General features: G+C 55.7%; 22 protein-coding genes, 1 tRNA gene, 2 rRNA genes and 1 riboswitch. Of the genes, 14 read left to right on the top strand and 11 right to left on the bottom strand.

The window, feature by feature from the left end; translation table 11 throughout:
* The 3 genes from ACWB12_RS00700 to ACWB12_RS00690 form a co-directional block, all read left to right on the top strand.
* Nucleotides 1-326 (top strand): 23S ribosomal RNA (locus tag ACWB12_RS00700); the annotation flags it as partial.
* A gap of 109 nt (nt 327-435) precedes the next feature.
* Nucleotides 436-550, top strand: a 5S ribosomal RNA gene (rrf, locus tag ACWB12_RS00695).
* 79 nt (nt 551-629) lie between these two features.
* Nucleotides 630-706 (top strand) — tRNA-Met (locus ACWB12_RS00690).
* A gap of 7 nt (nt 707-713) precedes the next feature.
* Here ACWB12_RS00690 and ACWB12_RS00685 read toward each other — a convergent pair.
* Nucleotides 714-965, bottom strand: a complete 252-nt coding sequence (locus ACWB12_RS00685) for a hypothetical protein (RefSeq protein WP_479528129.1) — start codon at nt 963-965, stop codon at nt 714-716.
* Between the two features lie 176 nt (nt 966-1,141).
* Between ACWB12_RS00685 and ACWB12_RS00680 the strand changes: the two genes are divergently transcribed.
* Genes ACWB12_RS00680 through ACWB12_RS00655 form a run of 6 tightly spaced genes read left to right on the top strand, consistent with a single transcriptional unit; the run spans nt 1,142 to nt 5,528 of the window.
* On the top strand, nt 1,142-1,666 hold the full coding sequence (locus ACWB12_RS00680; RefSeq protein WP_479528128.1) for a hypothetical protein: 525 nt from the start codon (nt 1,142-1,144) through the stop codon (nt 1,664-1,666).
* Nucleotides 1,666-2,496 (top strand): DUF4150 domain-containing protein, encoded by an 831-nt coding sequence (locus ACWB12_RS00675; RefSeq protein ID WP_479528127.1) that lies wholly within the window; start codon nt 1,666-1,668, stop codon nt 2,494-2,496. The genes ACWB12_RS00680 and ACWB12_RS00675 overlap by 1 nt, the downstream gene beginning before the upstream one ends.
* A gap of 22 nt (nt 2,497-2,518) precedes the next feature.
* Complete coding sequence (locus ACWB12_RS00670) at nt 2,519-2,929, top strand: hypothetical protein (protein ID WP_479528126.1); 411 nt, start codon at nt 2,519-2,521, stop codon at nt 2,927-2,929.
* Nucleotides 2,929-3,408 (top strand): hypothetical protein, encoded by a 480-nt coding sequence (locus ACWB12_RS00665; RefSeq protein WP_479528125.1) that lies wholly within the window; start codon nt 2,929-2,931, stop codon nt 3,406-3,408. Before ACWB12_RS00670 ends, ACWB12_RS00665 begins: the two co-directional genes overlap by 1 nt.
* Nucleotides 3,409-3,411: 3 nt before the next feature.
* Nucleotides 3,412-4,488, top strand: coding sequence for a DUF2169 family type VI secretion system accessory protein (locus ACWB12_RS00660; RefSeq protein ID WP_479528124.1), 1,077 nt, complete (start codon nt 3,412-3,414; stop codon nt 4,486-4,488).
* Nucleotides 4,485-5,528 carry a hypothetical protein gene (locus ACWB12_RS00655; protein WP_479528123.1) on the top strand — a complete coding sequence of 348 codons (1,044 nt, stop codon included), beginning with the start codon at nt 4,485-4,487 and terminating at the stop codon, nt 5,526-5,528. The genes ACWB12_RS00660 and ACWB12_RS00655 overlap by 4 nt, the downstream gene beginning before the upstream one ends.
* Here ACWB12_RS00655 and ACWB12_RS00650 read toward each other — a convergent pair.
* Entirely contained in the window at nt 5,510-6,583 is a 1,074-nt protein-coding gene (locus ACWB12_RS00650) for a hypothetical protein (protein WP_479528122.1), read from the bottom strand. The genes ACWB12_RS00655 and ACWB12_RS00650 overlap by 19 nt on opposite strands.
* An 89-nt stretch (nt 6,584-6,672) precedes the next feature.
* Nucleotides 6,673-7,089 carry a DUF6484 domain-containing protein gene (locus tag ACWB12_RS00645; protein WP_479528121.1) on the bottom strand — a complete coding sequence of 139 codons (417 nt, stop codon included), beginning with the start codon at nt 7,087-7,089 and terminating at the stop codon, nt 6,673-6,675.
* 294 nt (nt 7,090-7,383) lie between these two features.
* Between ACWB12_RS00645 and ACWB12_RS00640 the strand changes: the two genes are divergently transcribed.
* The 3 genes from ACWB12_RS00640 to ACWB12_RS00630 all read left to right on the top strand — a co-directional run bounded on the left by ACWB12_RS00640 (nt 7,384) and on the right by ACWB12_RS00630 (nt 10,057).
* Nucleotides 7,384-7,674, top strand: coding sequence for a transposase (locus tag ACWB12_RS00640; protein WP_479528120.1), 291 nt, complete (start codon nt 7,384-7,386; stop codon nt 7,672-7,674).
* Between the two features lie 123 nt (nt 7,675-7,797).
* Nucleotides 7,798-8,280, top strand: a complete 483-nt coding sequence (locus ACWB12_RS00635) for a transposase (protein ID WP_479528119.1) — start codon at nt 7,798-7,800, stop codon at nt 8,278-8,280.
* Nucleotides 8,281-8,635: 355 nt separating this feature from the next.
* Nucleotides 8,636-10,057, top strand: coding sequence for a mannose-1-phosphate guanylyltransferase/mannose-6-phosphate isomerase (locus ACWB12_RS00630; RefSeq protein WP_479528133.1), 1,422 nt, complete (start codon nt 8,636-8,638; stop codon nt 10,055-10,057).
* 110 nt (nt 10,058-10,167) lie between these two features.
* On the opposite strand, the gene cobO is transcribed toward ACWB12_RS00630, so the two are convergent.
* Nucleotides 10,168-10,776 carry a cob(I)yrinic acid a,c-diamide adenosyltransferase gene (gene cobO, locus ACWB12_RS00625; RefSeq protein ID WP_479528118.1) on the bottom strand — a complete coding sequence of 203 codons (609 nt, stop codon included), beginning with the start codon at nt 10,774-10,776 and terminating at the stop codon, nt 10,168-10,170.
* Nucleotides 10,777-10,961: 185 nt separating this feature from the next.
* Here cobO and ACWB12_RS00620 point away from each other — a divergent pair, with 185 nt between their 5' ends.
* Nucleotides 10,962-11,243 (top strand): hypothetical protein, encoded by a 282-nt coding sequence (locus ACWB12_RS00620; RefSeq protein WP_479528117.1) that lies wholly within the window; start codon nt 10,962-10,964, stop codon nt 11,241-11,243.
* Here the strand turns inward: ACWB12_RS00620 and ACWB12_RS00615 are convergent.
* From ACWB12_RS00615 to ACWB12_RS00585, 7 genes are all read right to left on the bottom strand, one after another.
* Nucleotides 11,234-11,533, bottom strand: a complete 300-nt coding sequence (locus ACWB12_RS00615; protein WP_479528116.1) for a phosphotyrosine protein phosphatase — start codon at nt 11,531-11,533, stop codon at nt 11,234-11,236. The genes ACWB12_RS00620 and ACWB12_RS00615 overlap by 10 nt on opposite strands.
* A 32-nt stretch (nt 11,534-11,565) precedes the next feature.
* Nucleotides 11,566-15,276, bottom strand: coding sequence for a cobaltochelatase subunit CobN (gene cobN, locus ACWB12_RS00610; protein WP_479528115.1), 3,711 nt, complete (start codon nt 15,274-15,276; stop codon nt 11,566-11,568).
* Entirely contained in the window at nt 15,276-15,728 is a 453-nt protein-coding gene (locus ACWB12_RS00605) for a GNAT family N-acetyltransferase (protein WP_479528114.1), read from the bottom strand. The genes cobN and ACWB12_RS00605 overlap by 1 nt, the downstream gene beginning before the upstream one ends.
* Nucleotides 15,725-16,795, bottom strand: coding sequence for a cobalamin biosynthesis protein CobW (gene cobW, locus ACWB12_RS00600; RefSeq protein ID WP_479528113.1), 1,071 nt, complete (start codon nt 16,793-16,795; stop codon nt 15,725-15,727). Before cobW ends, ACWB12_RS00605 begins: the two co-directional genes overlap by 4 nt.
* 84 nt (nt 16,796-16,879) lie before the next feature.
* Complete coding sequence (locus tag ACWB12_RS00595) at nt 16,880-17,557, bottom strand: energy-coupling factor ABC transporter permease (RefSeq protein ID WP_479528112.1); 678 nt, start codon at nt 17,555-17,557, stop codon at nt 16,880-16,882.
* A 75-nt stretch (nt 17,558-17,632) separates the two neighbouring features.
* Nucleotides 17,633-18,349: a CbtA family protein gene (locus ACWB12_RS00590; protein WP_479528111.1), complete on the bottom strand. Its 717-nt coding sequence runs from the start codon at nt 18,347-18,349 to the stop codon at nt 17,633-17,635.
* A 3-nt stretch (nt 18,350-18,352) separates the two neighbouring features.
* Nucleotides 18,353-18,529, bottom strand: a complete 177-nt coding sequence (locus ACWB12_RS00585) for a CbtB domain-containing protein (protein ID WP_479528110.1) — start codon at nt 18,527-18,529, stop codon at nt 18,353-18,355.
* Nucleotides 18,530-18,565: 36 nt separating this feature from the next.
* A riboswitch (cobalamin riboswitch) is annotated at nt 18,566-18,785 on the bottom strand.
* A gap of 201 nt (nt 18,786-18,986) precedes the next feature.
* Between ACWB12_RS00585 and smc the strand changes: the two genes are divergently transcribed.
* Nucleotides 18,987-22,442: a chromosome segregation protein SMC gene (gene smc, locus ACWB12_RS00580; protein WP_479528109.1), complete on the top strand. Its 3,456-nt coding sequence runs from the start codon at nt 18,987-18,989 to the stop codon at nt 22,440-22,442.
* Nucleotides 22,443-22,473 lie beyond the last annotated feature (31 nt).

The following is a 22,473-nucleotide window of genomic DNA, read 5'->3' as shown; positions in this document are numbered from 1 at the left end:
TTTAAAGAGGTACGTGAGCTGGGTTTAGAACGTCGTGAGACAGTTCGGTCCCTATCTGCCGTGGGTGTAGGATACTTGAGAGGAGTTGCCCCTAGTACGAGAGGACCGGGGTGAACGTTCCACTGGTGGACCAGTTGTCATGCCAATGGCAGTGCTGGGTAGCTATGAACGGACAGGATAACCGCTGAAGGCATCTAAGCGGGAAGCCCCCCTCAAAACAAGGTATCCCTGAGAGCCGAAGTAGACCACTTCGTCGATAGGCCAGAGATGTAAGCGCAGCAATGCGTTCAGTTGACTGGTACTAATTGCTCGATAGGCTTGATTTGATCCAGTAATAGAAAGACTTTGCTGGAACAAAGCATACTACACACTACAAAATACACGATCAGGATAGTTGCGGCCAAAACCGCACTGATGTTTGCACTTCTTTCTCGGTTTGGTGGTCATAGCACAAGTGAAACACCCGATCCCATCCCGAACTCGGCAGTTAAGCACTGTTGCGCCAATGGTACTGCGTCTTAAGGCGTGGGAGAGTAGGTCACTGCCAAACCTAGTAAGAAATTCAAAATGTATCTCTCTTTCGATGCTTCCTCAGACACATATCTTATGCCTCTGAGGTGCATTTTTGGCGCGGGATGGAGCAGTCCGGTAGCTCGTCAGGCTCATAACCTGAAGGTCGTAGGTTCAAATCCTACTCCCGCAACCAAATTTTATCACGATAATTCAAAGACTTGAATGGATTTACCCGCCCAGCGGGCGGTAATTCCGTGTTGCAACACGTCGCAACACATTACGGCGTGATTCCAAACAGTTACGCTCATTCCCGATTCTTCCGTGCGACATGCATGCGACACGGCTTCCCCCTGTGTTCCCATTGCATCACTCAACGTAATTCCCGATCCATATCCACGATTGTATGAATCCATAGAGAGAATGGCTAAAAATAGGTCTTTGGAAATGGTCATTGGAAATCTCCCGATACAAAGTCAATTTTAATAAGAGAATCGGACAGCCCGGGAGCCGGGTCGCGATAAAAGTCGAAGTGACCGAGCAATTCCATGACAAGTCTAACAATCCTTGACTCGTACTGGGATAGGTTTAAGTTTTTGGTATTTAATGATGGAACAGATTGAGTTGGAACATGCTTGCGCTAACCGGTGCCATCCCTTCGGAACACTCACCCTTTACGTTCGGGGGCACTGCCAGTTTTACTGCGCGGTGGGGTCGCTGGGTGGACATGTCCCGCAAGGTCTTTGCACAAGCCGATCCTGATGACACCCGAGTCTGGTGCTTCACTGCCGCCCCCGGAATTTTTGAGGATGCCACCGTCGCCGGAGCTTGGCGATTGAGTTACACCAGCAGCGGTACGCCCTATCCTTTGGCCCTTTTAATTTCTGGCGATGTGCCCGTTGCTGACGACCCCTGGTTCGAGGCCGCGGCGCGGTTTTTGACCAAGGCCGTCAGTGGGATGGGATCTCTGCATGGTATCAAACGCCAGCTGAACGCGCTGCCGACTTTCGTTCCCGCCCCGCCGTTCACCCAAGGCGCTTACTTTTGGATTGACGACTGGGAGGTGCATGAGCTGCATTTTGACACCATCCATGATTTGGCGGCTGATGGTTTTTCCCAAATGCTAAGCCCGCGCCCCGAAATGGAGGAGGCCTGATGGGCAACTCCGTTTATGCGGAAGGCATGGGGTTTTTTCATAAAGGCAGCGGCGGAAAAGGCGTCGCCCCCGGTGATGTCTGCCTGACACCACCTCCACCGCCCGCCGGTCCGATTCCGGTGCCTTATGTGAATATGTTGCAGGCCTCCGATCTTGCGAAGGGGTCGAAGACGGTGAAGATCATGGGCAATCCCACGGCGCTTGAGAACGCCTCCCACATTTCAACGAGCACTGGCAACGAACCTGCCACACAAGGCGGTGGCGTGGTCACCCACAAAACCAAGGGCAAAGGTAGTTTCAAACTGTGGGCGTTCACGGTCAAGGTCGAGGGCAAGGGGGTTTGCCGACATGGCGACCCAATGGAGCAGAACACGGCCAGCCCGTTACCCAATTGCATTGACGCATCAGCATTCGTTGATTTTTTCATTAAAATGCTAGTCGAAGGAAACCTAAGACCCTGCGGAAACAAGAAATACGACCAAAAATGCAGACCCCCTCGGAAGGCTGCGCAGCGGGACGAGGTAAACGGCAAGCCGTGTTGGGAGTGTAAGCGAGACGGCAAAACCGATGCGAACTCGACCTATTTTGCAGACGGAACGAAAAAAACTCAAAAGACCCGTGACATTGCCTCAGGCAAATTCGAACAGAAAGCTTATATGACCCATGATCATCAGCCTCCACTAGTGGTAGCATGGAACTTAGGTGGCTGTCATATGGGGAAATCAGAATTCAAGAAATTCTTTAGCAAACCCGAAACCGTAATACCTCACTGCAAAGCTCATGCGTCTAGTCAAGGATCACAAGCGGCGGCTTACGCCAGAAACTTTTAATAGCACTCAGAACGGTATTCAGATGACAAATGCGATTGATATCCAAACAGAATATATTGAGGAGCTTCGCAACCTCCTCCCAGAATTGATGGCATGGTGGGACGGCCTGCTGGCATCTCGGCCTGCCGAAGATATTTGGGCTATTTGGCCGACAGGGCCAGCTGGACACCCACAGGTTTTGCAGATTTTTCGTAAATACTATTTCAAGGTGGATGTGTTAAATCACCAGAGTGAGGAGAGCTTCGGTGGCAACCCTGAGAAATCCCCGGTCGACATGTGGGGGATCGATGATCTGGGGGAAGCTGCAGATATAGTGCGACCTGTAGATCTATTGATCATTGAGATTCCTGAATTAGCGCCGAATCTTCAGGAAATCGTGGATGGCATTTGTTTTGTTCCAATAGGCGAGACCAGATCGGGAGACCTCTTCTGATGGCCCTTATTACACTCCATAGCACGCAAAAGGGCATCAACCGCCTGTTGGCCCAGCCCGCTAGCATACTCAGCGCCCCGTCGCTGGGAAGATCGTATGGGCTGGCTGAAGCCCCTTCGGAGCACCGCGATCTGTTCCGGCAATATGTGTTCGATCTGAGTACCGCATATGAGGTCGCCTCTGATTGGTGGGAGGGAACTATTGCTGCGCAAGAAGCACTCGGAAATGATCGTGAGATGTCCGTTCAAATAGCATTCGACAATCGGGTGGCTGGCGGAGCCGCTCACCCTCGTGTTGTCTGGATTGTGCGCCACTACTGGCTGGAATGCGTCCGTCTAAATAGAGGACCGGCGGCTGTTTTTCCCGAGGATTTACTCCTTAAATGGCTTATTGAGGAGGGCGAAGAAGAATTGGTCCGCTTGGTCGCTTGCATGCCCTACTGGCCCATCGGCCTTGACGCAGACGGAAACTGGTGCTGACCGATGGGGTTTGATGTCTGGCTTGAAAACCGAACACCCTTTGATGCCGCAACGCATGTGCAGATGGATGCAGACGGACAGGAAGTTCTGCTTCTGATGGTTTCGGCCAGTTTCGAGGTTGTTGCGCCGGATACGCCGCTCTCCATAGCACAGGCTCAACTGCCTGTGTGTTTTGCGGACGAGTGTTATGGCGATCCGGCCCTATCCTCGACCCGGTTTGAGGCCGATATTGCGTTGGAAAAACCGGGTGTCGAGGTTCTGGTCATCGGCTGTGCCCATGCGCCAGACGGTAAGCCCGCCAAACAAGTAAACGTTGGCCTTCGCGCAGGCTCGATCAACAAAGTTCTGACAGTCACCGGTGATCGGCTGGAAGCATTGGGCCAGATAAGTGATCCCACACCGTTTATCACTATGCCTTTGATGTGGGAACGCGCCTTTGGCGGCACTCGCGAGGACGGGGCTTGTGACGTGCGTAATCCCGTAGGGATAGGCTGGAAGAAAGCGCGCTCTGCTGATCCGGCGGCTCTCTCTGAGCACCCCAACATCACTTATGCCGGTGACATCGACACCACACCAAAGCCCGCTGGATTTGGGTCGGTTGGGCGTGGTTGGCAGCCACGCATCGGCTTTGCAGGCACCTACGACGACGCTTGGCAGGCAGAGCAGTGGCCGCTGGCACCGCAAGATTTCGACCTCCGCCATAATCTTTCGGCCCCCGTCGATCAGCAACTTGATGCTTTGCCTGCGGGTAGCGAGATCATATTGGTAAATATGACGCCCTCTGGGCGCTGGTCCTTTCGGTTGCCGCGCCTGTGCGTGCCGGTTCAGATGATATATGCCGATAGGATCGAGACGCTAGAGTTATCGACGGACACGGTGATCCTTGAGCCGGAGCAGATGCGCGTAACGTTGAAGTCGCGGATTGCCACCCAGCTGATCCGAAATCAGCCCAGACTGAAAGAAATCGCTTTTGGCCACGTCTCTCCGGTCTGGCTGAACGCGCGGCGCAAGGGCAAAGCCTATCTTAACCCAAATGGCGGTGATGGTACGTTACTATCTGTGCCGGTGTGGTCGCCATGACGCCGCTATATGTCGAAGGGCTGGGCATGGTAAGCGCGGCAGGGCTGACCCAACCGCAATCAACAGCTTCGTTCATCGCCGGGGTGAACGGGTTTTCCGAAGAGGTTGCCCCCGATGTGTTTACAGAGATGCAGACAGTGGCCAAAGTGCCCGCTGATTGGCGATTGCGTCCAAGTACCGCCGAGTGGCTGCTGAACCTTGCCGTTCGTGCGGGGCACGAAGCGATGGAGGACGCTGGAGCCGAATCCTCGCGCACCCTTTTGGTATGCAGCCCGCCCGAGACAGATCGCGAACACCCGTGCTGGTCAGAGATGTCCCACAACGCGTTTCTTTCCAGTCTAGAGCAGCGGCTGGGCGGCCCTTTCGCAAAGGGCTCACGGCTTGTAGATGGTGGACCCGCCGCGTTGATTGGGTGTCTGCCGAATGCAGCCGCCGCTTTAAGGCTGGGCAATGTGGAGCGTGTCCTTGTGATTGGTGTCGATACCCTGTTGGGCGCGGGAGATGTGGCGCGGTTCCGCGCGTCGGGGCGGTTGTTGGGACAGTCCGCGCAAGGACTAGTCCCCGCAGAGGGGGCAGGGGCCTTGGTCTTGTCTTTGCATCCAGGTAGGGGCATGGCCGTGCGCGGTGTTGGGTTGGCTGAGGAGCCAGATCCCGTAGGTGGTGCACGCCAGAGCCAAGGGCGCGGCATGATCAAAGCGTTGATTGCCGCCTGCGCACCCGATATCCGCCCAGAGAGCGATATCAACTTCGTAGTGAGTAACTTTAATGGGGAGCGCTATGGTGCTTTGGAGGCGTTGCTGTTCCGCGCCAGATTCTATCGCACACATCGAGAATACATGGCTACTGCCTACCCAGCGATGAGCTTCGGGGAAATGGGAGCAGCTGGTGGAGCAATTGCGCTGGTGGTGGCTGCGGATGCGTTCCACCGGGGGATTGCGCCGGGGGCGCACGCTATGCTGGAAGTGTCCTCGGAAAATGGGCTGCGTGCTGCGGCTTATCTATCGGGGCGTGGGTCGAAAGGCTATGACCAAGCTGGGTAGTGTCGGAACTGGCGCCACTCTCCAAGGACTTTACCTGGCGTCCCAAGGGCCTCCGCCAGTACGCGCCGTCGCAAGTTCGGTAGATTCACGAAGGGCTCGCTTCCGTCATCGTTCACAATGGCAGTGCGGATACGTTCTGCCACAGCCCAGGGGCCGTCATCACGATCAGCAAACCCTGGCGCAAGCAGCGCTGGGTCGCTTTCTAGTGCATTGGTATCATCAAGGTTGAAGGGCAGCGCGTGGCGTAGTGCATTGGTGACAGCAGAGGCATAGCCTGGGTCGTCTGCTTTAGACAGCAGCCATTCCTGAATGGTCTGATCATCAATCGCGCCGGAGATGGCAATCGCTGCATCACGACGCTTCGGATCGCGGATCAGCTTTCCCAGCCATGTCCGCAAGTCGGGTCCGACTTCGGACAGCACGATGAGTTCAAGAGCCGCGTCGGCAAAGGGCGAAGGCCCCTCCGCAATGGCGCGTAGCACGGGGCTTGCTCGTTTCGCATCCCCCAACAGTAATGCGCTGCGGGCGGCGTAGAAGCGCAAGCCACTTTCCTCAGGGGCGTTCAATGCTTCTTGCGCCGCACATAATCGGCCCGTCAGCCCCAACTCGCCCAAAAGCCGCAAAGCGCGCGCGCGCACCTGATCGTCGGGGTCGCGTAGATAACTGTCCAGACGATCACCGGGATCTATGCGGTAATGTGAGAAGGCGGTAAGGGAGAGCCACTTTCGCAATGGATCTCGCGACTCTGACCACGGGATGACATACGCCTTTAGCGCGCCGGTTCCGACCCACGCTACGGCCCCTGACGCCCCACGCCAATCCTCTCGTGTCACGAGCGTGATGCGCTCCAGGATGGTCTCAACGCTGGAGTCATGGACGAGAAGGGCTGAAGTGAGCCAGGCGAAGATTTCGCCTGGCTGGGGGAAGTCATCAAATTGGCGTTCGGCCTCGACGAGCGTCTCGTGCCCCGAAGCTACGCAGGCGGAAATATGTGCCGTCAGACGTAGGTCGATCCGTCCCAGTTGTTGCTCGCCCATGGCCGAGTCATGCATCATTCGGGCTCGCTGCGTCCAAAGAAATGCCCCGCCTTCTACGTGCTGGCGTAGGATCGGTGGAATTACGGGCAGCTTTTCCAACATGCGGGCTAATTCAGATCGATAGAGCCGCCGCGGATGTGGTTGAACCCGCTGGCCTGGCTCACAAGATCATTGCCGCGGATGGTGATATGCCCGTCTTTCTCCAAGATGATAGCGGCGGAACCAACACGAAACTCGATGCGCTCTTCCGCCTTGATGCGTACCAATTCGTTGTCGCGGACAACACTGGGCGCGTTAGGTTCGGGACGCAATACGCGTCCAATAATCAGCGGACGACCCCGTGCGCCGTCCTCAAATAGCAGAGCAACCTGCGCGCCGATATCCTCGTGGCTCATCCGCACTAGGCTACGCGCTGCAATCGCGTCATATTTCGGGTTTTCGGGGAAGACCACGAGGGGCTTGTCATCTTCAAACCCCATCAGTACTCCGATGATGACGCCACCTACAGTATGGTCCACTTTCATTGCGGTTTTCCTTCATATGGTATAGTCATGTCTGGATGGCGTCCGTTTAGCAAGGTAATTTTGCATTGATGTCTAGCTTTTGCAATTTGGGTGCAGTCATGGGCGTTGTTGCATGGATCAAGCATCAAGTGTTCACAAGCGCTTTTCCCTGATCATGGATACGCCTGATGCCGCATAAATACAACGCTGGCCGTCGCCACAAGTTCGCGAAGAAACGATATCGGGTGACGAATTGGCGTGAGTATAACGAAAGCCTGCGCAACCGTGGTGACTTGACGATCTGGATTTTACCAGATGTGCAAAACCATTGGGCTGCCGGGCTGCCCCACGGCGCGGATCACGCGGTGGCCAACCTCGGTATTCCGATCTGGCGATTACGATGTGCCTGACGCTGGGCATGGTTTACAGGTTGCCACTTCGCCAACCCAAGGTCTGATGCGCAGCATTGCAGGGCTGATGAAGCTGGAAATCCCGATCCCGGATTTCTCGACCCTGTCGCGCCGTGGGAAAGGGCTGCACTTGGCTGCAACGAACAGAGCCGTGAGAAATGAGCGGGTTCATCTGGTTGTGGATAGCACTGGATAGAAGGTTTTCGGTGAGGGTGAGTGGCTGGAGAAGAAGCATAAAACAAGGGCGAGACGCAAATCTCTCCTCTCGTTGATTGCAAACAATCAACTGCCGGGCCGTGGGCACAAGTTGCATCTTGGCTTGGATCTCGCAACCGGTGAAATTATCTGCGCGCAACTGACACTGGACAATGTTGGCGATGCAACAGCTTTGGCAGAGCTATTGAACCAGGTTGGCACATCTGTCAGCCGCTTTCTGGCTGACGGGGCCTATGACGGCGTACCAACTGAGGACCTGCTCAAGGCACGATATGGCGAGGCGGTCGAGATCATTATCCCGCCGCCAAAGAACGCCACACTCAGCCCGCAATCCGTATCTGAAGCTTCCTCTCGAGACCGACGTATTTCCGAAACTCAAACCGGTGGCCGCATGGCCTGGCAAACCGACAGCGGCTATAATCAGCGAAGCAGAATTGAAACCCAGATTGGTCGCTGGAAGGCGGTCATCGGGCCGAAACTAAAATCCCGACGTTTCGAAAATCAGCAAACGGAGACCAAAATTGGCGTTAACATCCTGAACCGAATGACCGAACTCGGACGCCCCGTGTTCGAACAAATCGCATAGCCTAAATTACGGGTAAGGGCTCACTGCGATCTCTACTTGATCCATGCAACAACGCCCCTAAAATCCAAAACCTACGGACGGAATCGCAGATCAGGACAGGGAGCGGGACAACGCTTACTTTTCTGCGTCATTCAGTGCATCGGGTCAACGCAGCTAAAATACCCATCCAAATTTACCGATCATTAACCACATCAGGATAATTAAAATATTATTACTGTTTGGCGCATTTGGACAATGGGGTCCAGACGAGCAGGCATTGCCTAGGATCGTATATGAGAGATGTCGTATGTAAGGCTAATGGATTTCTCACTTGGCAGAAGCAAGTAAACGGAAATTGTGCATGCACCACCCACCTATGATTCATCCAGTGATTTTGGCAGGCGGGGCCGGGACCCGATTGTGGCCGCTGTCGCGCCAAAGCTATCCAAAGCAGTTCTCGAAGTTGATGGGCGAAGAGAGCTTGTTTCAAGCCTCGGCAAAGCGTATGGCGGGTAACGGGTTTGCGGCGCCGCTGGTCCTTACGGTGGATGATTTTCGGTTTATTGTGACCGAGCAATTGGCGGCAGCCCAAATAGCCGCCGCTGCAATCCTAATTGAGCCAGAAGGCAGGAACACAGCCCCCGCAGTTCTGGCGGCAGCCCTGTGGTTGGAAGTGCGGGAACCAGATGCCCTGATGTTGGTTGCGCCGTCTGATCATGTAATTGCGGATACGGACGAATTTTGCGCAACCGTTGCCAAGGCCGCCAACCGTGCCGCCGCGGGCGATTTGGTGACGTTTGGTATTTCGCCTGACTGCCCCGAAACCGGTTATGGGTATCTAGAGCTGGCCCAACCAGATCAACTGCAAGGGGATGGGCCACATCCGTTGGTCAATTTCATCGAAAAACCGGATGCTGACACGGCCAGTAAGATGCTGGCGCAGGGGAATTATCTGTGGAATGCGGGGATATTCCTGTTTTCTGTCAAATCCATCCTTGCCGCCTATCAAACCCATGCGCCTGATCTGTACTCATTGGTGGCCGAATCAATACGCGATGCGACGCTAGATTTGGGATTTACCAGATTGGCAGTTGCCCCGTGGATGCAGATCGAGGGGGTATCGATTGACTATGCGATTATGGAAAAAACTGAAAACATGTCTGTGATGCCTTATTCTAACGGATGGTCGGATTTGGGCAGTTGGGATGCCGTTCATAACGAGGCGGATCCGGACAAGGACGGAAATGTCTATTCAGAGAATTCAACCGCGATAGATTGCCGGAATTCACTATTACGGTCTGAATCCGCCGGTATGGAACTGGTCGGGATCGGGTTGGACGATATCATTGCGATCGCGATGCCTGACGCTGTGCTTGTGGCGCATAAATCCGACGGGCAACGGGTAAAAGAGGCCGTTGCCGCCCTGAAATCTAAGGGGGCAAAACAGGCAGATACGTTTCCGCGCGATCACAGACCGTGGGGTTGGTTCGAGAGTTTGGTTATGGGGGATCGATTTCAGGTGAAACGGATTGTAGTGAACCCAGGGGCGGCGCTGTCATTGCAAAGCCATCATCACCGGTCAGAACACTGGATTGTTGTCGAAGGCACAGCAAAGGTGACAATCGGCGATGACGTCAGGTTGATAGGAGAAAACCAGTCTGTCTATATTCCGCTTGGTGCCAAACATCGTATGGAGAACCCAGGGAAATTACCGATGGTTTTGATCGAGGTTCAAACCGGCAGTTATCTGGGCGAGGATGATATTATCCGGTTCGAGGATATCTATTCCCGTGATTAGAGCGCATCCAATCTAGCTAGAAATATGCATTCATTCAGACACCCAAGGCAGCGTGTGCATTTGCAAATGCGTTCGGGGTGCAGCGTGAATTCAATTGGATTGGATTTGCCCTAGAACTCGACCCCGATCTGCGCTTTGATGCCGGACCGGAACGGGTGTTTGACAAGCTCCATTTCCGTTACCAGATCAGCGATTTCAATCAGGTCTTCTTTGGCGTTGCGCCCTGTCAGAACCACATGGGTCATCTCGGGCTTTTCGTTTGTCAGAAACTCGACCACGTCTTTGATATCGATGTAATCATAGCGCAGGGCGATGTTGATTTCGTCCAGCAGCACCATTTTGTTAGCGGGATCACGGATCAGATCTTTGGCTTTTTCCCAAGCGGCGGCGGCCATTTCGGTATCGCGGGATTTATCCTGTGTTTCCCATGTGAAACCTTCGCCCATCGTGTAAAATTCACATTCATCGCTGAACTTGGCAAGGATCAAGTCACGCTCGCCCGTCGACATACCGCCTTTGATAAATTGCACAACGGCGCATTTCATATCATGGGCGATGCAGCGAAAGATCATCCCGAATGCGGCTGACGATTTGCCCTTGCCCTTGCCTGTATGAACGATGATCAGACCTTTTTGATCGGTCTTGGTCGCCATAATTTTATCGCGCGCGGCCTTCTTCTTTGCCATTTTCATCGCGTGGCGGTCGGTATCATCAGTCATCATATGCCCTCCTGTTTATAGGAAACACATTGGGGTGACGGGGCCCCAGATGCAAGTGCAAGCGATTATTTAGGCTGCCCGCCATATGACATTGCAGATTTAACCAGTTGTTAACCTAGATGAAGTCTCACTTTAGGCGGCAACAATTTTTGGAGTGACCAATGCGGCGACTAGGAATGTTAGTAATGACAGTTGGACAGTTGGGGTCATGCAGCAGTCCGCATCCGGCATTTATGGGGGGGCAGATGCAGATAGTAGAGGTGCAAGGCAGCACATTTCAAATCCGCGTAAAAGGGGAGATGGCGGAAGCAATTCGCACCAATTTTGAATATCTTCCCAAGATCGGCGACACTTTTCCAAAAGCGGCCAGAGCTATGGAGATTGCAAGCGGTTGCAGTGTTGTTCCCAATTCAATGAAAGGGGATCCGGCATTGATGGTGGCCAAACTTAAGTGCGGTTATGGATGACCGATCCGTAAATGTGACTCCAGTTTCGGTGTAAGAAGGTCGACCAGCTCCGGTTGCATGTATTCGTAGTTGTCAGGAATACTCAGGCAAATCACACGTTTGCCTTTTAGGGCGGGGCCAAACAATTTAGATAAGCGGCTTTTTTGGTGACGTTCCATAACAAGGATAACATCCGCCCATTCAATTTGCTCAACTGATAGGCGTTCGTCTGCATCATTGCTAAGACCCGCAAAATCAGCCTCAATACCGGCCCATGGCGTAGTGATATCAGCTGCAGTTGTGCTGCGCATTCTGGCCTTACCACAAACGAATAGGGCGTGTATCACGACAAATCCGCCAACCGCGCCCGCGCCGTATTCGATTTTGGTACCCATAGCCCGCGCTCAATCGCTTCATTCAATCGCTGTGCAATTTCGCGCAGGGCGGGCGCGTTGCGGTCAGCGATAAATTCGCGTGTGTCGTCATCGTCCAGAAACGCCGTATACACCAGATCAAAGTGATGCCCGCGCACCGCCCCCGTCGTGGCGGCAAAGGCGAACAGATAATCGACCGTCGCCGCCATTTCAAACGCGCCCTTATAGCCGTGTCGCTTGACCCCCTCGATCCACTTCGGGTTCACCACGCGGGAGCGCACCACGCGGCCGATCTCGTCTTCTAATGTGCGGATGACGGGGCGTTCGGGGCGCGAATGGTCATTGTGATAGATCGGCCTGTCACGGCCTTGAAGCGTCGATACGGCTGCCGCCGCACCGCCCTCGAACTGGTAATAATCATCACTGTCCAGCAGATCATGCTCGCGGTTGTCCTGATTTTGCACAATAGCTTCGGTTTGTGATAGCCGCGCCTCAAATCCCTTGCGGTCCTTGCGGCCTTCTGACCCTTTGCCATAGGCATAGCTGCCCCACTCCAGATAGGCCTCGGCCAGATCAGCCTTGTCTGCCCACAACCGTTCGTCAATCATCGCCTGAAGGCCTGCGCCATACGCCCCGGGCTTTGAGCCGAAAACACGGTATGCAGCCTCTTCTCCTTCACGCTTGAACCGACCCGCAGCAGGGTTCAAATCGGCAGGCTCATTCAGCGCCATCACGGCGCGGGCGGCACTATCTACCAGCGAAATCAGCTGCGGAAACGCATCGCGAAAAAAGCCTGAGACGCGCAGGGTTACATCCACCCGTGGGCGTCCCAGAACGCCTTGCGGTAACACCTCGAAACCGGTGACACGTCGGTTGGCGCTATCCCATGTTGGCTTTACGCCCATCAGCGCCAAACACTGCGCAATGTCATCGCCACCGGTTCGCATATTGGCGGTGCCCCATGCGGTCAGCAGCATGGTGCGGGGCCAGTCACCGTGTGTCTGTAGGTGCTTTTCGATCAACAGGTTGGCTGATTTCCAGCCCAAGGCCCATGCAGTAGGTGTTGGCACGGCGCGGCTATCAACGCTGAAAAAATTGCGACCAGTTGGTAGAACATCCAGCCGTCCCCGCGTGGGCGCACCGGATGGTGCCGGGGCGACGAATTGCCCTGAAAGGGCGGTGAGAAGACCCGCCCCTTCCGAAGGGCCACAGGATGTTACACTGGGGCGGACCACGGCTTTTACATGCGCCATTACGACCTTTGACGCCAGACCAGGGGCAGGCTGATCCCCATCCAGCATTGCCGATGCGAGCATCTCTAACCGTTCAATAGTGTCACCTGTGCTGCGCCAATTACCATCACAAACCGCTACCAGAATATCAGGTTTTGAGGCATCCCACTTGGCGGCCATATCTGCATCTAACGGGTCAAATTCCAACCCTAAATCGTCTGAAATGGCGCGGATTAGAGACGCATCGGTCTCTTTTCCCTCGTTGCGTGGCACACGCACCAACGCTTGGGTTAGGTCACGTTCCAGCCGGCCTGTGGGGGATTGCCCGAACACGTGCAACCCGTCCCGTATCTGTGCTTCTTTCAACTCGCATAAATACGCGTCCAGCTTGGCCAGATCACCATCCTCATCGCTACCCGACAGGCCAGCGTCTTCGGCCAACCCCGTTACCGATGTCAGCGATAAGATCTCTCGGCGCAGGTATTCAATCCGGCGTGGGTCGACCCCTGCGGCCTCGTAATATTCATCGACCAGTGCTTCCAGCTCTTTCAGCGGCCCATAGGTTTCGGCGCGGGTAAGCGGCGGTGTCAGGTGATCAATAATCACCGCTTGTGCGCGACGTTTGGCCTGCGTGCCTTCGCCGGGGTCATTCACGATGAATGGGTAAATATGCGGCATCGGGCCTAGCACGGCTTCGGGAAGGCAAGCATCAGACAGCGCCAGCGCCTTGCCGGGCAACCATTCCAGATTGCCGTGTTTGCCCATATGGACAATTGCATGCGCGCCAAACTGATGACGCAGCCAGAAATAAAACGCCAGATAGTTGTGTGGTGGCACCAGATCGGGGGAATGGTAGGTTTCGGTCGGATCAATGTTATAACCGCGTGCAGGTTGCAAGCCGACCACCACATTACCAAACCGCAAAACCGACAGCGAAAAATACCCGCAGTCGACCTCGCCTGCCGTGTAGAACGGGTCTTGATCCGGTGCGCCCCAACGTGCTTCGATCCGTTCGCGCAACTCCCAAGGCAGTTGGCCATAGGCGGTTTGATAATCTGCGAAACTGATCTGCACCCCGCCGGTTTTCTGGGCGCGATCCGTCAGCCAATTGGTTGGCCCGGCAAGGATCATCTGCATCAAATCATCGCTGTTTTTAGGCGAATTAGAGACGAAGTATCCTTCGTTTGCGAGCAAATCCAGAACATGCATCGTCGATGCGGGGGTATCCAGACCAACCCCGTTGGCAAGTCGGCCATCCTTGTTTGGGTAGTTTGCCAAGACTAGCGCAACCTTACGTTTGCCTGTGTTAACGCGACGTAGCTTTGACCAGTTCGCGGCCAGTTTCGCCACAAAACTGATCCGGTCCCCACGGGCCCGATATGCTGCGATTGGGCACTCCGTTGCTTCGTCAAAATACGCCTGCCCTTTGAAAGAAATCGCACGGCTCAATACCCGCCCGTCCACTTCGGGCAGGGCCACGTTCATTGCAATGTCGCGTGCCGAAAGACCGGTTAAACCCTCCTCCCACGCCTCCTCTGACGAGGCCGCAAGCACCACCTGAAATACTGTGCACCCGTTGGCAGCACGCATTGCAAGAGGGTTCAATGGCCCAGTGTGATGTTCGCCTTGGTGGGGGGAACCAACGGCAAAAGATGTGCAGTTCAGGATTACCTCGGGCGGGGCGGTAGTGAACAGCTGTTCCAGCGTTGCCACCGATACAGGGTCTTTTAACGAGGCGACAAAGATAGGCAGCGGGTTCAGTCCCTGTTGCAACAATGCTTTGACCATCCGGTTAATCGGATGCAGCCCCGCCCCTTGCACCAAAGCGCGGTAGAAAATCAGCGGCACGATGGGTGCGCCATCAGTCCAGTTTTCTTGTGCGGCAGTCAAGTCAGCAACACCGGCTCCCGGCCAATAGACACCGGCCCGAAGCAACGGTGTGGCGGTGGTGGGCTTTTCTGTGCCGTCCAGCATGGCCTTGGCATAGCCAAGCAAACCTGTGGCGTTTTGCGGTCCACCCTCGACCATATAAGCCCAGAGCGAATCGTAATCTTCACGCGAAACGGTCGAAAGCCGCCACAAGTCTGGATCGGGTTTGTCATCCCCCGGAAGGGCGGCGAATGGCACACCTGCGTCATGCAAATGTGCCGCATATTGCTCTAACCCGTATTTCCAGTATCCTGCCCCGCCCAGAACCCGCGCGATCACCAGTTTTGATTTGGTGGCGCAGGCCTCGATATGCAGATCGACGGACATCGGGTGTTGCAGGTGGGTTAGATTGGCGAGGCGCAGGGTGGGCGCATCAGTCATTTCCGCGCGGGCCTCGGAGAGGGCAGCGAGTTCAGTATCGGCGGCTGATATAAACACCACATCAGCGGGAGTTTGGCCCAGATCGACAGGCTCATTGCCATCGTCCACACTGCCAGGGGTTGCCGCAAGAAGGTGCATTAGAGCCGCTTTTCCATGAATACGCTGGTATCAGTGGCCGTGTAGTCGCCAAAGGGCTGGCACAGGGAGAACCCGTGGCGCTCATAGAGTTTGTGTGCTGCATGGAGCAGGCTACCAGTCTCAAGTTTCAGTGCAGATAGTTTGAGCGTGCGGGCATGATCTTCGAGTTGTCGCATCAAAGCGTCAGCGGCCCCTTTACCACGTGCAGCTTCAGCCACGAACATGGATTTTAATTCGCCGTATTCGGATTTTCCGGCAAGGGCTGCGCAGCCAAGCGTGGTGCCACCCTCGCGGGCGATAAAGAAGTGGATGTCGGGTGTGCACAGCGCATCAATTGACAAGAAATGGTTATCTTCGGGGGGAAACAGGCTCTCCATCAGGGCATGACTGGCTTGCAGCAACGCAGCAGCTTGGGGATCGCGGGGATCGCCTATTTCAATGATCAATGTCATGCGGATAAAGCTGCTGTGATTGCCGTTCGATCTAGCCCTGCCTGTCCGATCACAACCAGCGTTGTCGTGCGGGCCTCGCCTGCGCCAAACGGGCGGTCGAAATAGCTGTCGACGCGCGGACCGACGGCCTGAATGGTCAAGCGCATTGGTTTGCCGGCAACAGCGGCGAACCCTTTCAGGCGTAGGATGCTGTGGGCGCGGATCACGGCTGTGATTTTGTCAGTGAAGGCGGTCACATCTGTGATTTCGTCCAATGTGACGGCGAAGGTCTGGAATTCGTCATGGCCGTGTTCATGCGCGTGCTCATGGTGGTGATCATCGTCTTCATCGTCGTGGTGATGATGGTGATGAACCTCGTGACGGGCGCCCAGATTATCCTCGGCGCCGATACCTTGGCCCAGCAAGACATCCACCGGTAGCGCCCCCATTGTGGCCTTGACCACCTGCACCGCGTCGCGGGAATCCTTGCGTAAATCAGTCACTAATGCAGCGGATTCAGCGTCCGTCAATAGGTCAGCCTTGTTCACTACGATCATGTCGGCGCAAGCGATCTGATCCTCGAACAATTCGGACAGGGGTGTTTCATGGTCAAGGTTATCGTCCTGCGCGCGCTGGGCATCTACGGCGGCAACATTGGCGGCGAATTGCCCGTCAACCACGGCGCGGCCATCAACCACGGTGACCACACCATCGACCGTCACCTTTGTGCTGATTTCGGGCCAGTTGAACGCCCGCACCAAAGGCTGCGGCAGGGCCAACCCCGATGTTTCAATGACGATATGATCTGGCGGATTGTCCCGTTCCAGCAGTTTCTGCATGGTCGGGATGAATTCATCAGCCACCGTGCAGCAGATACAGCCGTTGGACAGCTCCATGATGTCATCCTCGGTGCAGGTCTCGTCACCGCAGCCTTTCAGGATGTCTCCATCCACCCCCAGATCACCGAATTCATTGATGATCAGGGCAATGCGTTTGCCATTTGCATTTTCCAGCATGTGCCGGATCAGGGTGGTTTTGCCAGCGCCCAGAAAACCGGTAACGACAGTGGCGGGGGTTTTTGCGGCCATGTTCAGGCTCCTGTTTGGATAAAGCGGAAACCCAGCAAGTGATTTCTCGCCGGATTTCAAATTGCCATTTATAATAGCTTGCTATCAGGCGTTGTGAAACAGACGCGATGTAACCAGGCCTGTTTTTTCCAGATCGCGCCATGACTTGGCACCTGCAAGAACAGCAAGATCGACCAAAGGCTCGATCAGGACAACCAACATATAGGCGCCACCAAACATCATAACAGACGTGATGTTTTCCACACCAAAGCCAGCGCCGTAAAATGCCCAAAATGCAACCCAAGCAACAACGCCGCCTTGATAAGCTGTCGAAAGTGCCAATGCTTGGGCATAGCTTAGGTCAACATAGGCAGTTTTTGGTTTGATGATTTTTGAGGCCAGTAATTTGAGCGCAAACAATGGCACCAGCAATGTGGTCAGGTTGATGCCGTATTGTGGCAAATCAGATGGCGCAAAGAAAACGCCTTGTAACAACAGACCCGCAGCCAGACCGATTGCCGCAGGCGCGGCCCCAAAGAGCAAGAACAGGGTTGAGCCGAGGATAAAGTGCACCTCGGACACACCGACTGGATAATGTGGCATCACTTGAAAAAAGCCAAATACCATGACGGTGGTGATCAGTGAGCGTAAAGCTAGCGATACAAGCCCCGTTGTGCGCAGCACCTCAAGGCCAAGTTTCAGGGTGTAGCCTGCCGCACCTGCTGCGGTTGCGTAGCTTAGCACGATCTTTGCGCCATTAACGATTCCAGGTTCAATATGCATGTTCATTCTCCGTAGTATTTTGATTATTGAGGGGCTGGGCCGACGAGGCCGTAACCCGTTACAAATTTGCGTTTGTTAGGCGTCAGAGTTGCGGTTCCAGAAATAGCCGGCCGCCAAGCCAAGAACGGCCCAGATTGCCATGCTGACAGCCAGTGACCGCGCAACATATTCACCTGATAGTTCGGGCGGCGCCAGCCCTGCGTAGCCGTCCAGACGTGGTGCGCCGATCAGATGTGGCGCAATCAGTAATGCTAACCCAACCACAACAAACAAGGCGCTGCGCCCATAGGCAAACAACGCCAATGCCAGCGCCGTTGCGATGGCAGTTGTGATCCACCAAAGCTGGCGCAATTCCAGTTCGGCCGCAGGCGTGCCCGGTAATTCAGGTGCCAGCCCGATGGCCGGTGCCATATGAACCGCGGTAAATCCGGCAATACCCCATAACAACCCGTCCTTAACCGTCACCTTGCGGCCAAACCTGTCAGCCACGGCAAACCCCGCGACCATGATCAGCCCCCAACCAACGAACACGATGAAATCGGCAAAGAACGCAAGCGAGTAGCGTATTAGCAGGTTCTCAGGTTCTTCTTCTGGTTCGGACGCGGGCTCTCCACCTTCAGCCTCTAAAGCCTCGTTAATCACCAGAACGCCACCAAAGTGGCTTTTGTTACCCTTTTCGTATTCTTCACCTTCAAGGATAAGGGACTGCATAAGCGCAAACTGTAGCAGGACGGCAATCAGCCCTGCTATCAGACCAGCGAACACCGCGCTGGTAAATAAACGTGTTGTCATGGGTTAGTGGCAGGGAAACGCCAGCGTGTGACGCGTGTCATGGGCCGAGTCGTGAAACACGGTGGCCTGCGCGAAACCGGCGAAAAAGATCAGGAATACACCAGCGGCAACGGCGCCAACGATGGGCATCAGGCCAGTTGCTGTTTCGGTGCTGGTCTGTGTTTGGGTCAGTACAGTCATTTTATCATCTCCTTATCCTGTCATCCCCGACAGGTTGGGTTTCATTCATGTACGGCCGGTCTCCTGGCTCGCGGATCGACGTGCGGTGCCTCCTTCCCGGGGGTTGCCCCAGTGGGTTATGGCATGCACTCTCCGCTTACAGTCGCGGGGGCGGCTGTGGCATCTGGCCCCTATTTGGGTCACCATCACCACATTCCCAGTTTCATCCCCAAGCGATTTAACGCCCGTGCGGGGAACCTTACCTGCCCTGTGTGCAAGCAATGATGTGTCTGGGTCAAGTGGATTTACGACATGATAGCAGCTTTTCGCGGCCAGCCGAATTGCCCAATATGAGCGGAATATCGCAATATCTTGTGGATAACTCGGTCCAATTGTCCAGATTATGTGGTTCTTCGTTGACTCATAGGGGGGTGCTCCGGCAAATTTACCTTCAACGGAATCAGAGGCGACAGAACTTTTGCAATTTTCCAAACTCAGGCTAAACGGCTTCAAAAGCTTCGTAGACCCGACCGATTTAATCATCGCGGACGGGCTGACCGGCGTTGTCGGGCCAAACGGCTGTGGTAAATCCAACCTGCTGGAAGCGCTGCGCTGGGTGATGGGTGAAAATCGCCCGACCGCGATGCGGGGCGGTGGCATGGAGGACGTGATCTTTGCCGGCGCTGCCTCACGGCCCGCGCGTAATTTCGCCGAAGTGTCGATCACCATTGATAATTCCGACCGCTTGGCCCCTGCCGGTTTCAACGATCTGGATACGCTGGAAATCGTGCGCCGGATCACGCGGGATGCGGGTAGTGCTTTTAAGGTCAATTCCAAAGACGTGCGAGCGCGTGATGTGCAAATGTTGTTTGCCGATGCCTCGACTGGGTCGCATTCGCCTGCGTTGGTGCGTCAGGGGCAGATTGCAGAACTGATCAATGCCAAACCAAAAGCGCGGCGTCGCATTCTAGAAGAAGCGGCGGGCATTTCGGGGCTGTATCAACGCCGCCATGAGGCCGAGCTGAAGTTGCGTGGCACCGAGACCAATCTGGCGCGGGTTGACGATGTGATTGAGCAGTTAGCAACGCAACTGGCGCAACTGGCCCGTCAAGCACGGCAAGCGGCGCGGTACCGCACGATTGGTGATGATCTGCGCAAGTCCGAAGGCCTGCTGTTATATCGCCGCTGGAAAGAAGCCGACGAGGCCCAAGCTAAAGCGCAAGCCGAGCTGACCGAACGCACCAAGCTGGCGGGGCAGGCCGAGGGCGCAGCGCGCACGGCGGCCAAAACGCGCGAAACGAACGAGGGTAAGCTGCCGCCATTGCGCGAGGAAGAGGCGATAGCGGCGGCGGTTTTGCAGCGTCTGACGGTTCAGCGTGATACGTTAAAGGATCAAGAGGCGCGTGCGCTGCAAATGATCGAAACGCTAAACGCGCGGATTGGCCAGATGACCCATGATATGGAACGCGAAGCGGGGCTGAACAAGGATGCGGGCGAAACCATCGAGCGGTTGGAATGGGAACAGGGCCAGATCGCCAAGGCCAGTGAGGGCCACGAGGCACGGCTGGAAGCGTCCGGTGTAGAGGCCCGCGACGGGGCGAGTATTTTGCAGGAACGCGAGGCGACGCTGGCGCAGCTAACCGAGGATGTGGCGCGCCTGTCGGCCAAGCACCATTCAGCGCACCGTTTGCAAGAAGACAGCCGCAAGACGCTGGATAAAAACGAGGCCGAGGCCGAGAGGGCACGCGAAGCTGTTGCCGACTCTAAGGCGGCGCTTGCCAAATCGGCACTGGATTTTGTGGCGGCAGAGGGGGCACAAAAGACGGCGTCGGATGCATCTGATGCTGCCGAGGTTGCGCTGGCCAAAGCCGATGATGCTCGCGCCGAGGCGCAATCACGCGAGGCGGATGCGCGGGCGGAACGATCCGAGGCTGAAGGCGAAGCAAATGCGCTGCGGGCCGAGGTTGGCGCACTGGCCAAACTGGTTGAGCGCGACACCGCCGAGGGCGGTCAGGTGCTGGATGCGGTGCGGGTTAAGGCGGGTTATGAAAAGGCGCTGGGCGCTGCATTGGCTGACGATCTGCGGGCGCCCGAAGTTGGCGCAGATGCGGCATCGGGCTGGGCGGTTTTGCCAGCTTATCCATCGGCGCAGACGTTGCCATCAGGGATAAATGCCCTGACCAATTATGTGACCGTGCCCGAAGTGTTGGCGCGGCGCATGGGGCAGGTCGGGCTGGTCGATGCGGCTGACGGGGCACGTTTGCAGGCAGACCTTCTGCCGGGGCAACGGCTGGTAAGCCTTGAGGGTGATCTGTGGCGTTGGGATGGATTTAAGGCCGGTGCCGAGGATGCACCAAGTGCGGCTGCGTTGCGATTGCAGCAGTTGAATCGTCTGGTCGAATTGAAACGCGATCTGGAAGAGGCCAGCGCCAAATCCGACGGTGCAACGCGGGCGCATGACCTGTTGTCGGCGGAACTGAAACAGCTGACGATTGCGGACCAGCAAGCGCGGGATGCGCGCCGCGATGCGGACCGTGCGGTGTCGGATGCCAACCGTGCGTTATCGCGGGCCGAAGCAGATCAAAGCATCGCGTCTGGCAAACTAGAGAGCCTTGGGCTGGCTGTGGCACGGTTTGAAGAAGAAGCATCAAATGCGCGGCAACGCCTGAACGAGGCCGATAAAACTGTGGCTGATCTGGGCGATCTGGGTGCGGCACGGGCGGATGTCGAAGACACAAAAATGACGGTTGAGGCAGCACGGATCACGATGATGTCCAAACGGTCAGCCCATGATGAATTGCGTCGTGAAGGCGAGGCGCGGATCAAGCGTAGTCAGGAAATCACCAAAGAGGTATCAGGCTGGCGGCACCGTTTGGAAACTGCTGAAAAGCGGATCGCGGAATTGAACGAGCGCAAGGTGCAATCCGAGGTCGAGTTGAAAGAGGCCAGTGCTGCACCCGAAGAAATAGCGGCCAAGCGCGATGAGTTGGCCGACGCAATTGGCGAGGCTGAAACACGCCGTCGCGGGGCAGCTGATGCTTTGGCTGAGGCGGAAACGGCCCTGCGGAATGCGGTTGATTCCGAACGGGATTGCGAACGTGCCGCATCTGAGGCCCGCGAGGGGCGGGCGCGGTCCGAAGCGCGTGCCGAGGCCGCGCGGGAAACGGTGGCCTATGCGAGCGAACGGATTACTGAGGAGCAGGAAACAACGCCGCAAAAACTGCTTGAGGAACTGGACGCGGACCCTGAAAAAATGCCGTCGTCCGAAAACATCGAGGCGAATGTGAACCGCCTGAAACGCCAACGCGATGCGCTGGGTGCTGTGAACCTGCGGGCCGAAGAAGACGCCAAAGAAGTGCAGGAAGAACACGACACGCTGCTGAACGAAAAGATTGATCTGGAAGAGGCCACCAAAAAACTGCGCAGCGGCATTATGAGCCTGAACAAAGAAGGTCGCGAACGCCTGCTAACCGCGTTCGAGCAGGTGAACAGCAACTTTGGCTTTCTGTTTACCCATCTGTTCGGTGGTGGCGAGGCCAAGCTGGTTCTGGTCGAAAGCGATGATCCGCTCGAGGCCGGTTTGGAAATTATGTGCCAACCTCCGGGCAAGAAACTGTCGACGCTATCGCTACTGTCGGGCGGTGAGCAAACCCTGACCGCAATGGCGCTGATTTTCGCGGTGTTCCTTGCCAATCCCGCCCCGATCTGTGTGCTGGACGAGGTCGACGCGCCATTGGATGATGCCAACGTCACGCGGTTCTGTGATCTGCTGGATGAAATGACACGCCGCACCGATACGCGGTTCCTGATCATCACCCACCACGCGGTAACGATGTCGCGGATGGATCGGCTGTTCGGGGTGACGATGGGCGAATTGGGCGTCAGCCAATTGGTCAGCGTCGATCTGAAAAAAGCCGAATCGATGGTGGCATAGGCCCTTAATCGCGTTGACGATTGCTGTTAAT

This window comes from Profundibacter sp. (assembly GCF_056498605.1).
Note: the sequence above shows the minus strand (reverse complement) of the source record. Positions and strands in the feature narration are given on the sequence as shown.